The sequence below is a fragment of the Haloarcula limicola genome (assembly GCF_010119205.1).
Lineage (GTDB): Archaea > Halobacteriota > Halobacteria > Halobacteriales > Haloarculaceae > Haloarcula > Haloarcula limicola.
In genome coordinates this window covers 897,984-911,574 of record NZ_WRXM01000001.1, presented here as the reverse complement: position 1 = coordinate 911,574, position 13,591 = coordinate 897,984, and the positions used below count along the sequence as shown (strand labels likewise).

Sequence of the window (13,591 nt, the reverse complement as noted above, 5' to 3'; positions counted from 1 at the left end):
GTAAGCACTGGACCGAGCGACCGGAGGGAGCGAGGGAAGCGCGCAACGAGTCACGCGAGTCGAGACGCTCGGGGCTTTCTGGCCGTTTACAGGATTAGTCCCGCTCATACTCGTCTGATAGACCGCGATCGCTAGCGCGTGACCGGGGCGCTTATTTCCGTCCCGCTGGACGAACCAATCCATGAGTACCGACACGCCGTCGGGGACCCGCGGTGTCGTGACCGTCGAGCGCATCGCAGTCTGGGGACTAGCGCTGCTGGCCGTCGCGGGCGTCGTCGCCGTGATCGCCGGTCCCGGCGCGGACCTGCGGACGGCGGCCCCGGACGTCACCGTCGACGGGAGCTACGACGCCGACGCGGGCGCGGTCACGGTCACGCTCGCGGGCGACGGGCAGTTGACCTCGACCAGCACGAACGAACTGGCCGTCGTCGTCACCGACGCGAGTCGAAACGAGACCACGAGGCTCGTCTGGGCCGACGGCGGCGAGCTACCGGTCGGCGCGGGCGACTCCTTCACCGTCGACGACCCCAGCGTCGACAGCGACGGGAACGGGAACTACCTCGACGGCGACGGCTCCGTGGGCTTCTACCTCGAATCGGGCGACACCGTCGACGTCGTCTGGACCGGCCGTCTCGTCGGCGCGCCCGACGAACGCACCGATACGCTGGGAACGGTGACCATCGGCAACGGGACGGCCTGACTGTCGGATCGCCGATGCGAGTTCGGCCCAGCGAAGGTTTACCCGCTTCTGTGACGACTGTTCACACATGGCCACTGAGGACGCGTATCAGGAGCTGTTTCCGCTCGATCGTCTCGCCGAGGACTCGCCCGAACTCGTACAGGTCGGCGGGCGTTCCATCGCGCTGTTTCACCACGAGGGCACCGTCTACGCCGTCGACAACCGCTGTCCGCACATGGGGTTTCCGCTCTCGAAGGGCACCGTCGACGACGGCCTGCTGACCTGCCACTGGCACCACGCGCGCTTCGAACTGGCCTGTGGCGACACACTCGATCCGTGGGCCGACGACGTCCAGACGTTCCCCGTCGAGATCCGGGACGGAACTATCTACCTCGACCCCGACCCGGAGCCCGACGTGTCTCCGGCGACCCACTGGCGCAACCGGCTGGCCGACGCGATGCGAGAGAACATCGACCTCGTCGCCGCGAAGGCCGTGATCAATCTAGACGACCTCGGCGAGGGCTTCGCGACGCCGCTCGAAACCGCCGTCGACTTCGGCATCACCTACCGAGCGATGGGGTGGGGCCGCGGTCTGACGACGCTGGCCGCGATGGCGAACCTCTACGACGACGCGGCTCACGACGAGAAACTGCGGGCGATGTACGTCGGCGTCACCGAGGTCGCGGACGACTCGGCGGGCGAACCGCCGCGTTTCGACCAGTACGAACTCCGCAACGGCGACCTCTCGAAGGCCCGCCTGAAGTCGTGGTTCCGCGATACCTGCGAGGTCCGCGATAGCGACGGGGCCGAGCGGTGTCTGCGAACCGCCGCGGCCCACCTCCCGCCCGAGGACGTCGTCGAGATTCTGCTGGCCGCGGCGACGGACCACCTCTACACGAACGCCGGTCACACGCTCGATTTCGTCAACAAGGCCGTCGAGACGCTCGATCACGTCGGCTGGGCGAAGGCCGAGGACGTCCTCGCTTCGACCGTCGAGCAGTTCACCGACGCGAGCCGGAGCGAGGAGCTATCCCAGTGGCGACAGCCGATCGACGTGGCGGACCTGTGCTTCGACGCCCACGACGCCCTGCCGGACCTCGTGGCGGCCGGCGAGGGTCGCGAATGGAAGCGTCCCGAGGACTTCGTCGAGACGCTGCTCTCGGACGATCCGCACGTCGTGATCGAGGCGCTCGAAGACGCTATCCGGCAGGGCGCGACGGCCGAACAGCTGTCCCGGACTGTCGCGCTGGCGGCGACCCGGCGGGTCGCGCACTTCGCCACGAGCAACGAGTTCAGCGACTGGAACACGGTCCACCACACGTTCAGCTACGCCAACGCCGCCCACGCGCTCGCGGCCCGGACCGACGCCGTCGAAGCGTATCGTCCCTGCTTCGACGGCGCGATGTCGGTCTACCTCGACCGCTTCCTCAACACGCCCGCCGCGCCGCTTCCCGAACCCGAGGGGTCGGCGCGCGATCCCGAGGCCATTCGCGAGGACCTACTGGCGACGTTCGACGAACAGGGTCGCGTGAACGAGGCCGGCGCGTTGGCCAGCGAACACTTCGACGCGGGCGGGGACGTCTCCGCGCTGAAGCGCACGCTCGCCGAGGGACTACTTCGGGAGGACGCGGGCTTTCACGAACTCCAGAACGTCGAGGCGGCGTTCCGACAGACCGCGTTCGCAGCGGGCGACGCTGAGCGGCGACTGCCGCTGATCGCGACCGCGCGCTACCTCTCGGCGCACTTCCCGACGCGTCGCGAGCGCGAGCAGACCTTCACTATCGCCCGTCGGCTGTTCCGCGGCGAGGCGATTCACGACGAGAGTGCCTGAACGCCCCGGTCGAAACCGGACTCGGAAGCGCATATGCTGGCCGTCGCTCAAAACGCCGGAAACCGGTAGTGAGAGCGCGAAACGCAATTTCGGGAGGCCCCCTTCAACTGCAAGTCTGAGAGATAACCCGTTGTGGCGACATGATACACCCGTGGCATTATCCGGTTCGATCCTCGGGTTCGTGCTGAGCTTCGCCGTCGTCACCGTCGCGACGTACGTCAGCACGAGCGTCCTCACGAGCGGTTCCAGTATCGGCTACTCAGCGTTCGCGGCGGGACTGACCTCGCTGGTCTGGTTCGGCGTGACCTACCTCGTCTCCGGCGCTGTCGGCGTCAGCGGTTACTGGGTCGCACTGGGTCCGCTGCTGGCCGTCATCGCGTACTTCCTCACGGTCGACCTCCTCTACGAGGGATCCATCGTGCGCGCCGTCGGCATCTCCGCCGGGACGTGGAGCGTCACGTTCGTCATCCTCTTCGCCGCCGCGTATATGGGGTACAGTTCCTTCCAGGCGCTCGGCGTCCCGCCGGGAATCGTCGCCGGTTGAGCGGCACCGAGTGGCTTTCTCGAGCTAACTGCGAGCGGTCGCTTCGCTCGTCCGCCGAGCCGAAGCGAAAGACGACTTACTCATCTTCCTGAGAAGGTGCGCTCCGCTCGCTTTTCGAAACACCGGAAGACGTGTTCGCTACGCTGCACGCGACTTCCGAGCCGAAGAGGACGGCGACTTACTCGTCGTCGTCCTCTTCGACGTCTTCGAAGTCGGCGTCGACGTACTCCTCGCCCTGCCCGGACGCGCCGCCCGCGCCGCCGGGACCGCCCGCTCCACCGGGACCGGCGCCGCCCATGCCGCCAGCGCCGCCGGCGGCCTGCTGCTGGGCCTGTCCGTCGTACATCTGCTTGCCGATCTCCTGCAGTTCCTCGGAGAGCTCCTCGGTGACCTGCTCGTAGTCCTCGGTCGTGGCGTCCTCGTCTTCGAGGGTCTCCTCGACGTCCTCGATCTTCGCCTCGATGTCGGACTTGACGTCGTCGTCCAGTTCCTCTTCGTTCTCCTCCATGAGCGTCTCGGCGCGGCGCACCGCGGCCTCGGCCTCGTTGCGGGCCTCGATCTCCTTGCGCCGCTCCTCGTCTTCTTCCGCGTGCTGCTCGGCCTCGTTTTGCATCTCCTCGATCTGCTCGTCGGAGAGGCCGGCACCGCCCTCGATGGTGATGTCCTCCTTGTTGCCCGATCCCTTGTCCTCGGCCTCGACGTTGACGATGCCGTTCTCGTCGATGTTGAACGAGACCTCGATCTGCGGCGTGCCGGCGGGGGCCGGCGGGATGCCCGAGAGCGCGAACGCGCCGAGCAGTTCGTTCTCCTCGGCGATCTCGCGCTCGCCCTGGAAGACGCGGATCTGGACCTGCGTCTGGCTGTCCTGAGCGGTCGTGAAGATCTTCGACTCCTCCGTGGGAATCGTCGTGTTCTTCTCGATGAGCCGCTCGAAGAGGCCGCCCTTGACCTCGACACCCAGCGAGAGCGGCGTCACGTCGAGCAGGACGATGTCGTCGACGTCGCCCGAGAGGACGCCGCCCTGGATGGCCGCGCCCAGCGCGACGGCCTCGTCGGGGTTGACGTTCTTCTTCGGCTCCTGGCCGGTCATCTCCTCGACCTGCTCCTGGACCTGGGGCATCCGGGTGGACCCGCCGACGAGGATGACCTCGTCGATGTCGCTCTGCCCGTAGCCCGCGTCGGAGAGCGCCTGCTCCGTCGGGCCGACGGTCCGCTCGATGAGGTCCTCGGTCAGCGACTCGAATTTCGCGCGCGTGAGCTTCTGTTCGAGGTCGAGGGGGCCGTCGTCGGTCGTGGCGATGAACGGCAGGTTGATGCGGGTCTCCTTACGCGAGGAGAGTTCGACCTTGGCCTCCTCGGCGGCCTCGGTCAGCCGCTGGAGGGCCTGTCGGTCGTCGCGCAGGTCGACGCCGTGCTCGGACTCGAACTCGTCGGCCAGGTAGTCGATGATGGCCTGGTCCCAGTCGTCGCCGCCGAGGTCGTTGTCCCCGTTCGTGGCGACGACCTCGTAGACGCCGCCGCCGAGGTCGAGGATGGAGACGTCGAAGGTTCCGCCGCCGAGGTCGTAGACCAGCACCGTCTGGTCGGACTCGTCGTCCAGCCCGTAGGCCATCGCGGCCGCGGTCGGCTCGTTGACGATGCGCTCGACCTCGAAGCCGGCGATCTCGCCGGCGTCCTTGGTCGCCTGTCGCTGGCGGTCGTTGAAGTACGCGGGGACCGTGATGACGGCCTTCTCGATCTCGTCACCGAGGTACTCTTCGGCGTCGCGCTTGATCTTCTGGAGGATCATCGCCGAGACCTGCTCCGGCGTGTACTCCTCGCCGTCCAGTTCCACGGAGTAGTTCTCCTCGCCCATGTGGCGCTTGATGGACTGGATGGTCTGTGCGGGGTTCTTTACGGCCTGGTTCTTCGCCGGCTTGCCGACGAGGCGCTCCCCGTCGTCGAACGCGACGACGGAGGGCGTCGTCCGCTCGCCTTCCGCGTTGACGATGATTTCGGGGTCGCCACCTTCCATGACCGCGAACGCGCTGTTCGTGGTCCCGAGGTCGATACCCAGAATTTTGTTGCTCGCCATCTTACCCGGTTGTACCTCTCTGCGCCGGTTAAAAGTTGCTAGATGTACCGACGGCAGTAGCGCCCGAACCGCTCGCTGCCGGTGGTTTCGTCCATCTCGGCCCCCAGCGACCGAATATTATAAGTTGACCGCAAAGTCACCGTTCAGCGGTCGATAGTTGTCCGGACCCTGTTGCCCAGCAGTAACCTGACACAGGGGACATTTCGTACTTATAGGTAATAAATACATTTAGACAGTAAAATAGAGTCATAATCTCTGAGGGGAGCGTATAGCCGATGTGGGCGGATTTTGGGAGGTTATACAGATGGTAATAAGATGGGGCGTCTGTGAACGCTAACGTGTTACCTCTCCCAGACCTGCACCGATTTCGGCCCCGTGTTAGACCGATGGTCCCTGTGCTGTGGAGGTAGCACTGATCCAACAATGAGACAGACGAACACTGTACGTATCGGACTCGTCGCGCTTCTCGTCCTCTCCGCAGTCGTCGTCGGCGGCGTCTTCGCCCCGGGCGCACTCGCCCGAGACGCCGGCGCTGACACGACGGATAGCGCAGAGGTGAACGCGACGCCGATACACGACGGCGAGACCGTGTCGGTGACGACGACCAGCACGCGGAATTTCACGTTCGACGCGGCGCGCGGTGAGGCGTTCACGTTGACCGCTGCCCTCGACGCGAGCACGTCGACGTTCGACGACATCAGCGTCAGCGTGTACGACGAGAACGGCACCGAAGTCGGGACGCTCTCGGGCGGCGACGACCCCGCGAGCACCAACGTCATGATGGAGGACTTCGACGCGAAAGCGGGCGACGTCGCCGAGACCAACCAGACATACACGGTCCGCGTCACCGAGGAAGGCCAAAAGGAGAAACGGTACGATCTGACGCTCGAAACGCACCGACTCGATCGGTACGACCCCGACGAATCGCCCGAGTCGGCGACGGTAGTCGACGGCGACGCCACGGTCGACGCCGCCGCCGCCAACTACGACGACGACCACTACGCGGTGAACCTCACCGCCGGCGACGAGATGGATATCGACGTCGTCTCTCAGGTCCACGACCGCGAGTGGTACGAGCAGGTGTCCGTCACCGCCCCGAACGGCGAGGACGTCGCGCTCGACGACTACGACGAGTCCTTCGTGGCCGAACAGAACGGCACGTACGTCGTCGAGGTCGGGTTCGAACCCGCTGCGACGATGGACCCGTCGCTCGACTCCGCGGCGTACACGCTCGAACTCGACCACTCGCCCGCCGAGAAAAGCGAGGCCCCGGAAGCGGACGAGCCCACTCCGGAGTCCCCGGAGAACGGGACCGAGAACGGCAGCGACGACGGCTGTCCGTAGTCGCAGGCCGCCACCTCCACGGACGACCCTTCTCGGTTCTTCCGGCGAGGGACGTGTCCCCGACAGCAGCGCCACTCGTCGCTGTCCGTGTCGACCACTCTCGGCGCGTCTTGACAGCGTTGTGTCCGGAACGCCGCGGAGCTGACGACTTTTTGACAAATCTCTCTCTCAGTCCTGGCGAGCGTTATATCCGATAGAACTCCGTTTCGCGCCGTCTGTGTGTTAGTTAGTACACGAGTAATGCCCTACGTGGAAACACACTCCGACGGCGGTGCTACTCCTCTTCGCTGACGGTGACCTGCGCCTCGCGGAGCACCTTCTCGGCCATCTCGTAGCCGGGTCGGTGGACGTCCGCGATCGCGTCGGGTTCCTCCTCGCTCTCGACCCGCGCGAGGACCTGATGCCGAGTCGGGTCGACGCCCTCGCCGGGCTGGGGGTCGATGACTTCGACGTTCTCGGCGGCCAGCACGTCGTCGAGCTGGCGGAGCGTCGATTCGACGCCGTCGCGGATGTCGGCGTCCTCGTCCTGGTCGAGCGCCCGTTCGAGGTTGTCGCGGACGTCGAGGACGCGGGTCACGAGGTCCTCGGTGGCGCGCTGTTTCTCCTCTTCGCGGCGCTTTTTCATCCGCTTCTTGTAGTTCTGGAACTCCGCCTGTTTGCGCTTGAGCTTGTCCTCTAACTCCGCCGTCTCCCCGTCGAGAGTCTCGACCTGCGACTCCAGACTGTCGGCGCGGTTCCGCAGGGCGGTCAGTTCGCGGGCGACCGCCTCGGGGTCCGAGTCGGCGACCCGCTCGACGAGTTCCTGGTCTGCCGTCTCGCCGTCGGCGACGTCGTCGAGGTCGACGTCGGCCGCGTCGACGTCGTCGGGCGCGCTCTCGACGTCCTCCGTATCGCCCGCCGTCTCGGTCGATTGCTCCTCGGCGGCGTCTTGGTCAGTCATACTCGAAGCGTACCGTCACACGAATAAAAGGATTCAGAAACGTCGCCGCTCGCCCGCGAGCCGTCGTCCGCCGATTCCTACAGCAAGAGGCTGACGACCATGAGTACGAGGAAGACCAGTACCAGTATCTTCGCGATTCTCATGCTGAGGCCGGCGATGCCTCGGAACCCGGCCACGCCTGCGACGATGGCTAAGACCAGAAAGAGGAGTGCGAACTCGAGGAACCCGCCCGACTGCAGCGGTGTCATGATGGCGTTCTGTAGCATGCGCTCGGAAGTCGAGCCGCGGGTGCATTATTACGGACGCCATAACATACGGATATCCGGACTTTTAGCCGGTATATCGGCCATATTCTAGAGGTGGGTTGCAGCGTCGCTCGACGGCCTTCACGGGCGTACTCGAAGGGGAAGAGTCGATCAGTCGCCGGCTCCGATCCGTGAGAACCGACACTGGACCGCGCTGTCGACGGTGACAGCGTATCCGCAGTACTCGAACGTGAGCACGCAGGACGGACAGGCGCTCTCGTCCGCGAACAGGGCATCGAGCGCCGACGGGTCGAGGACGTCGCTCAGCGGCGGGAGTTCGGCACACGAGATACCGTCGAGATGCGCCACACAGAGTGTGACGACGTCGCTCATCGACCCGGGACGCTCGACCGTCGCGTAGTGACAGCCGGCGGCCGGGACGTACATGAGCGAGATATCGGTCGGCTCGGACGCTCGCTCGGTCATCGCTCGGCGGTCGCTCGGCGCGGAGCGGACCGCTGTGGCGGTCGGTCGCGCCGTGGCGTCGAATCGGCGTCGTCTCGATGCGGTGTCGGCGGCAACTGTCTCGACTGCTTCGACGAGGCGCTACTGCTCATCTGTGCCGAGCGACGACGCAGACAAAAAAATCCGTTCTGACGGACCGGTCGAACTATCAGTCATCGTCGGCGGTCGGGACGAACGCCCCGTCGATACCGTCCGCGAGCGCGTTGATAGTCGATCGACCGTCGCGTTGCCGGTCGATCAGTCCGTCTTCTCGGAGTCGTTGTAGATGGTAGGAGACAGTGCTCTTCGTGAGGCTCACCCGCTCGGCGAGTTCGCCTCCCGTCGCAGGTCCGTGTCGGTCCAGCGCGCTGAGGAGGGCACGCCGCGTCCCGTCCTCTACCGTCGCCGGCGAGACGCTGTTCTCGGCGTGTGCCGGGAACAGATAGCTCCGCCCGTTCTCGTTCGTCCGCTGGATCAGCCCCTCGTCGACGAGGACGCGGACGTGATAGCGGGTCGTCGAGACGTGGGTGTCCGTCTCGCGAGCGAGTTCGGTGACGTAGACGCCGGGGTCGCCGGTGACGGCGTCGAAGAGCCGCTGGCGCGTCTCGTGTTCCAGCGGGTCGCCGTCACCGAATCGGGAGTAGCCGGCGACGGCCGGAACCACCGGAACGACGTCCGTGACGGGGAGGCTCACGCTGAACAGTCCGTCCTGGAGTTGCAGCAGAGTGGATGCCTCCAGGCGATCGTCTCCCGTTCCGAGGCCGGGCATCCCGCCGGTACTGACTGCTTGATGCAACTCAGCATCGTCGGGTGACCTGACCGCCGGTCCCGCCGCTACCGCCGGCGACACCGTCGTCGCCAGGACGAGTACCGCGACGAGACCGACGACCGCTCGGAGTGTAGCTGTCATGGATTTGTCAGCCACGCGGGTTCCGGGTCGAGTCTGCAGGCCGCTCCCGAAACCCAGCAGGGGGTAAAACTCCATCTACTATAAGAGGAGTGGATAAATCGTCGGTCTTAGCGCGGTTAACGACCCCTAAGTCGGCGGAGCGCTGATCCGGCGTCCCGCCGCGGGAAAGCGTTATCCGCGACTGCGGCCAACCGCAGAACGTGCTGGAGTTGACGTTCGAAGACGGGACTATCCGCGTCGCGGGAGACTCGAAGGCGGACCTCCCCGGCGTCGAGCGGGACGACCGCTCGGAAAGCGGACGAGCGCCCGCTCACAGATACGCCGCGCTGCTCGATGCCCTCGAAGGACGCAATATCGCGTACACGGACCGAGTCCTCGACGCCCCCTCGCTCAACCTCTCGACGACGTACGACCTTCGTGGGTATCAGGAATCCGCGCTTTCGGCGTGGCGCGAGGCCGGCGACCGCGGCTGTCTCGAACTGCCGACCGGGAGCGGCAAGACGGTCATCGGCATCGCCGCGATGGTCGCGCTCGGAACCGCCGCGCTCGTCGTCGTGCCGACCATCGACCTCCTAGAGCAGTGGCAGCGCGAACTCGAACGGGAGTTCGACCGCCCCATCGGGCGGCTCGGGGGCGGCGAGCAGCGAGTCGAGGCCGTCACCGTCGCCACCTACGACTCGGCGTACCTCCGGGCGGACGAACTGGGCGACCGATTCGGGCTGGTCGTCTTCGACGAGGTCCACCACCTCGGCGGCGAGGGCTACCGCGACATCGCCAGACTGCTTGCCGCGCCCGCCCGCATGGGCCTGACGGCGACCTTCGAGCGCCCCGACGGCGCTCACGAAGTGGTCGAGGAGCTCGTCGGACCGCTCGTCCACCGCGTAGCGATAGACGACCTCGCCGGCGACCACCTCGCGGACTACGACATCAAGCGCGTCGAGGTCTCGCTGACGCCCGACGAACGCGAGCGCTACGAGGAGGAACAGGGGACCTTCACCGACTATCTGGCCCGATCGGGCATCGAGCTGCGCTCGGGCAGCGACTATCAGGAACTCGTCAAGCGCTCGGGGACCGACCCCGCGGCCCGCGAAGCCCTCCTCGCCAAGCAACGCGCCCGTGAGGTGATGATGAACGCCCGGCGGAAGGTCGAGCGGCTCGCGGAGATCCTCGACCGTCACCGCGAGGACCGCGTCATCGTCTTCACCGCCTACACCGACCTCGTCTATCGGCTCTCGGAGCGGTTCCTGCTCCCGGCGATCACCCACGAGACGGGCGCGGACGAGCGCCGGGAGATCATCGAGCGGTTCCGCGACGGCACGTACTCCCGGGTCGTGACGGCGAACGTCCTCGACGAGGGCGTCGACGTGCCCGACGCCAACGTCGCCGTCGTCCTCTCGGGCAGCGGGTCGGAACGGGAGTTCACCCAGCGGCTCGGCCGGATACTCCGCCCGAAGGCGGACGACTCGCGCGCGTTGCTGTACGAACTCGTCACCGAGGAGACGGCCGAGGAGCGCGTGGCCAGACGGCGGCGATAGTGTCTCTCGGCTGAAATCCGGCGCTTTCGGCCCGAATACATAACCGGCGTCGGCCGGTACGTTCGGACAGATGCAGCCCTTGTTCTCTCTCGGTTCGATAGCGGTGCGGAGGCACGAGCGGTGCGTCTGATACAGATACGCGTCGTCGACGACAACTTGGAAGCGGTTCAGGAGGTCCTCGACGGACGCGAGATAAGCTACGTCGAGACCGAGGAGAAGAGCGACGACGAGGAGGCCTCGCTCTTTCAGTTCCCGCTCCCGCCGGAGACCGTCGACGAGGTGTTGAGAGAACTCGAAGCGGCGGGGATGGACCCCGACCGATACGCCGTCGTCGGGTCCGTGGAGACGTCCCGGTCGAATCAGGCGGCCACCGCGGAACGCCACGACGACCGCATCTCGCACGACGAACTCCGGGGGCGCGCTATCGGGATGAACCCCGGCGCGATCACGTACTACGGGATGACCGTCCTGAGCGCGGTGGTGGCGACGGCGGGGCTCCTGCTGGACTCGCCGGCCGTCGTCGTCGGGTCGATGGTCATCGCGCCCCAGGTCGGGTCGGCGCTGACGGCCTCCGTCGGGACGGCGCTCGACGACCGCGCGCTGGTCAAGGAGGGGTTCCGCGACCAGATACTCGGACTGACCCTCGCCGTGGTCAGCGCGGCGGCGTTCGGGATGGTCCTGCGATACGGCGGGTTCGTTCCCGGCCAGTTGCGCGTCGGGACGGTCCAGCAGATATCCCAGCGCATCTCGCCGGGCTTCCTCTCGATGGCCGTTGGGATCTGCGCCGGGGCCGCCGGCGCGTTCGGCCTCGCGACGGCGCTGCCCGTCTCGCTCGTCGGCGTGATGATCGCGGCGGCGCTCATCCCGGCCGCCGCCGCCGTCGGTATCGGGCTCGCGTGGGGGATTCCGGCGATCGCGCTCGGGGCCGGCATCCTCCTCGTGGTGAACGCGGCCTCGGTCAATTTGGCCGGGTTCTCGGTCCTCTGGGGCCTCGGGTTCCGCCCCTGGGACTGGCCCGACGGGGAACCGACGCTCGGGACCGCCCGCAAGTACGCCCCGACGGTGCTGGCGCTGGCGGTGTTGCTGGCGACGTTCGCCGGCGCGAGCACGGTGACCGCGCGGCAGATGCAGGTGGAGACGTCCGTCAACGACGCCGTCGAAGAGGTACTGAACGAGGAGGCCTACGAGCGGCTCCGACTGCTGTCGGTACGGACCCAGTTCGGGGGCGTCTCCGTCTACGAACTGGACCGAGAGGTCACCGTCGAGGTGAGTCGCCCCGACGACGAGGCGTATCCGGAGTTAGCCGCGCGGCTGGACGCGGCCGTCACCCCGGCTATCGGACAGGAGACGAGCGTGGAAGTGAGCTTCGTCGACCGTCAGACCGAGGGAGCCTGACGCGGGACTTTTGACCGTCCCCGTCGGAGGGGCAGTCGTGCTGACGAAGGATCTGCTCCGCGTCTCCCGGGCCGGCGGCGGCTACCACCCCCGGTTCGCCGACGAGGGGGACGAGCGCCTCGCGGCCCGCGTCCTCGGCGTATATCAGGGCCACGTCGGCGAGACGCGCGCGGCGTTGCAGGCCGCCCTGACCGACCTCGAAGGCGAGGCCGAGGACTTCAAACTCGTCCGCGGGTTCGCCAAGCTCGTCGACCGCGAGGCGACCTTCGAGACGCGGGCCGACGTGCCACCCCGGCGCGCTCGGAAACGGGCGTTCGAGGCCGCCGAAGCCGTCGGCGTCGTCTCCGAGAGCGAACGAGCGGCGGCGCTCGACCGGGCGGCCGATAGACTCGGCGTCGAACGGGACGCGGTCGAGTCGTCGCTGTACGCCGACCTAGACGACCGGCAGGTGCTTGCGGCCGTCGATTCGCGCTGGTCGCCCGCCGAACTCCGGGTGCAGTACAACCTCTCGCTGGCGCAGACGGCGCTGTTCGACGCCACCGAGGTCAGGGTCCGCTCGTCGGATCCGACGACGCTCGTCTCGGCGGTCAAGCGACTCCGGCTGATGTACGAGGTCCGGAAGACGTCGGACGGCCGAGAGGTGGTCGTCACCGGCCCGGACGCGCTGTTCTCGAACACGCGGCGGTACGGGACGCGGTTCGCCCGCCTGCTCCGGACGGTCGCCGGCGCGTCCGAGTGGGAGCTGACGGCGACCATCGACGACCGGGGAACCGACCGCGAACTCCATCTCTCACAGGGCGACGTGTCCGTTCCCGGCGTCGAACCCGTGACCGACGTGACCTACGACAGCGGCGTCGAAGCCGACTTCGCCGCCCGCTTCTCGGCGCTCTCCCTCGACTGGGGGCTCGTCCGCGAGCCAGAACCGCTCGCCGCCGGCGAGCACGTCGTCGTCCCCGACTTCGCCTTCGAGTGGCGACCCGGCGGGACGAGCGAGGTTAGAGACACGAGCGACGGCGACGCGCCGTTCCGCGTCTTCTTCGAGGTGATGGGGTTCTGGACGCCGGAGTACGTACAGAAGAAGCTCGACAGGCTCGCCAGGCTGGAGGACGTGGAGATGGTCGTCGCCGTCGACGAGTCGCTGGGCGTCGGCGAGACGTTGGAAGCGCAGGACCACCGCGTCGTCCCGTACTCCGGGACGGTCAGCGTCAAGGACGTCCGCGACGCGCTCCGCCCCTACGAGGCCGAACTGGTCGCCGAGAGCGCCGCCGACATCCCCGACGAACTGCGACCCGACGCCGACGCGATCTCGCTGTCCGCCCTCGCCGACGAACTCGGCGTCAGCGAGGACGCCCTCGCCGAGAAGTCGTTTCCCGACCACGAACTGGTGGGGCGCACGCTCGTCCGCCCGTCGGTACTCTCCGCCGTCGCGGACGATATCGAGGCCGGCGTCTCGCTGTCGGTTGTCGAAGCGGCGCTGGAGCCGTACGGCATCGACGACGCCAGCGCGGTGCTCTCTCGACTGGGCTACCGCGTCGAGTGGGAGGGGCTGAGCGGCGGAACGATCAGAGAGCGCGAGTAAGGGAGATCGAA

General features: G+C 67.0%; 12 protein-coding genes. 7 read left to right on the top strand and 5 right to left on the bottom strand.

Annotated features, from left to right (window positions below):
- The first annotated feature begins 181 nt into the window (after window positions 1-181).
- The 3 genes from GO488_RS04715 to GO488_RS04705 all read left to right on the top strand — a co-directional run bounded on the left by GO488_RS04715 (window position 182) and on the right by GO488_RS04705 (window position 3,054).
- Window positions 182-700 (top strand): hypothetical protein, encoded by a 519-nt coding sequence (locus tag GO488_RS04715; protein ID WP_162316637.1) that lies wholly within the window; start codon window positions 182-184, stop codon window positions 698-700.
- A 67-nt stretch (window positions 701-767) separates the two neighbouring features.
- Window positions 768-2,510 carry a Rieske (2Fe-2S) protein gene (locus GO488_RS04710; protein ID WP_162316636.1) on the top strand — a complete coding sequence of 581 codons (1,743 nt, stop codon included), beginning with the start codon at window positions 768-770 and terminating at the stop codon, window positions 2,508-2,510.
- A 151-nt stretch (window positions 2,511-2,661) separates the two neighbouring features.
- Window positions 2,662-3,054, top strand: a complete 393-nt coding sequence (locus tag GO488_RS04705) for a hypothetical protein (RefSeq protein ID WP_162316635.1) — start codon at window positions 2,662-2,664, stop codon at window positions 3,052-3,054.
- Window positions 3,055-3,232: 178 nt separating this feature from the next.
- Here the strand turns inward: GO488_RS04705 and dnaK are convergent, their stop codons facing one another.
- Window positions 3,233-5,128, bottom strand: a complete 1,896-nt coding sequence (dnaK, locus tag GO488_RS04700; RefSeq protein ID WP_162316634.1) for a molecular chaperone DnaK — start codon at window positions 5,126-5,128, stop codon at window positions 3,233-3,235.
- 423 nt (window positions 5,129-5,551) lie between these two features.
- On the opposite strand from dnaK, the gene GO488_RS04695 reads away from it, so the two are divergent.
- Window positions 5,552-6,472 (top strand): hypothetical protein, encoded by a 921-nt coding sequence (locus GO488_RS04695; RefSeq protein ID WP_162316633.1) that lies wholly within the window; start codon window positions 5,552-5,554, stop codon window positions 6,470-6,472.
- Between the two features lie 274 nt (window positions 6,473-6,746).
- Here GO488_RS04695 and GO488_RS04690 read toward each other — a convergent pair whose 3' ends face one another.
- From GO488_RS04690 to GO488_RS04675, 4 genes are all read right to left on the bottom strand, one after another.
- On the bottom strand, window positions 6,747-7,412 hold the full coding sequence (locus tag GO488_RS04690; protein WP_162316632.1) for a nucleotide exchange factor GrpE: 666 nt from the start codon (window positions 7,410-7,412) through the stop codon (window positions 6,747-6,749).
- 77 nt (window positions 7,413-7,489) lie between these two features.
- Window positions 7,490-7,678: a DUF1328 family protein gene (locus GO488_RS04685; protein WP_162316631.1), complete on the bottom strand. Its 189-nt coding sequence runs from the start codon at window positions 7,676-7,678 to the stop codon at window positions 7,490-7,492.
- 150 nt (window positions 7,679-7,828) lie between these two features.
- A complete protein-coding gene (locus tag GO488_RS04680) occupies window positions 7,829-8,143 on the bottom strand; it encodes a HalOD1 output domain-containing protein (protein WP_241692892.1) in 315 nt (104 codons plus the stop codon).
- A 187-nt stretch (window positions 8,144-8,330) separates the two neighbouring features.
- Entirely contained in the window at window positions 8,331-9,071 is a 741-nt protein-coding gene (locus tag GO488_RS04675; protein WP_162316630.1) for a winged helix-turn-helix transcriptional regulator, read from the bottom strand.
- Between the two features lie 200 nt (window positions 9,072-9,271).
- Here GO488_RS04675 and GO488_RS04670 point away from each other — a divergent pair, with 200 nt between their 5' ends.
- From GO488_RS04670 to GO488_RS04660, 3 genes are all read left to right on the top strand, one after another.
- Window positions 9,272-10,606, top strand: coding sequence for a DEAD/DEAH box helicase family protein (locus GO488_RS04670; protein ID WP_162316629.1), 1,335 nt, complete (start codon window positions 9,272-9,274; stop codon window positions 10,604-10,606).
- Window positions 10,607-10,726: 120 nt separating this feature from the next.
- On the top strand, window positions 10,727-12,001 hold the full coding sequence (locus GO488_RS04665; RefSeq protein ID WP_162316628.1) for a DUF389 domain-containing protein: 1,275 nt from the start codon (window positions 10,727-10,729) through the stop codon (window positions 11,999-12,001).
- A 37-nt stretch (window positions 12,002-12,038) separates the two neighbouring features.
- Window positions 12,039-13,580, top strand: coding sequence for a DUF790 family protein (locus GO488_RS04660; RefSeq protein WP_162316627.1), 1,542 nt, complete (start codon window positions 12,039-12,041; stop codon window positions 13,578-13,580).
- Window positions 13,581-13,591 lie beyond the last annotated feature (11 nt).

Bases quoted from the DNA above. Each gene is read 5' to 3' on its own strand.
- GO488_RS04715 (WP_162316637.1), top strand. From the start codon at position 182: ATGAGTACCGACACGCCGTCGGGGACCCGCGGTGTCGTGACCGTCGAG.
- GO488_RS04710 (WP_162316636.1), top strand. From the start codon at position 768: ATGGCCACTGAGGACGCGTATCAGGAGCTGTTTCCGCTCGATCGTCTC.
- dnaK (WP_162316634.1), bottom strand. From the start codon at position 5,128: ATGGCGAGCAACAAAATTCTGGGTATCGACCTCGGGACCACGAACAGC.
- GO488_RS04695 (WP_162316633.1), top strand. From the start codon at position 5,552: ATGAGACAGACGAACACTGTACGTATCGGACTCGTCGCGCTTCTCGTC.
- GO488_RS04690 (WP_162316632.1), bottom strand. From the start codon at position 7,412: ATGACTGACCAAGACGCCGCCGAGGAGCAATCGACCGAGACGGCGGGC.
- GO488_RS04685 (WP_162316631.1), bottom strand. From the start codon at position 7,678: ATGCTACAGAACGCCATCATGACACCGCTGCAGTCGGGCGGGTTCCTC.
- GO488_RS04680 (WP_241692892.1), bottom strand. From the start codon at position 8,143: ATGACCGAGCGAGCGTCCGAGCCGACCGATATCTCGCTCATGTACGTC.
- GO488_RS04675 (WP_162316630.1), bottom strand. From the start codon at position 9,071: ATGACAGCTACACTCCGAGCGGTCGTCGGTCTCGTCGCGGTACTCGTC.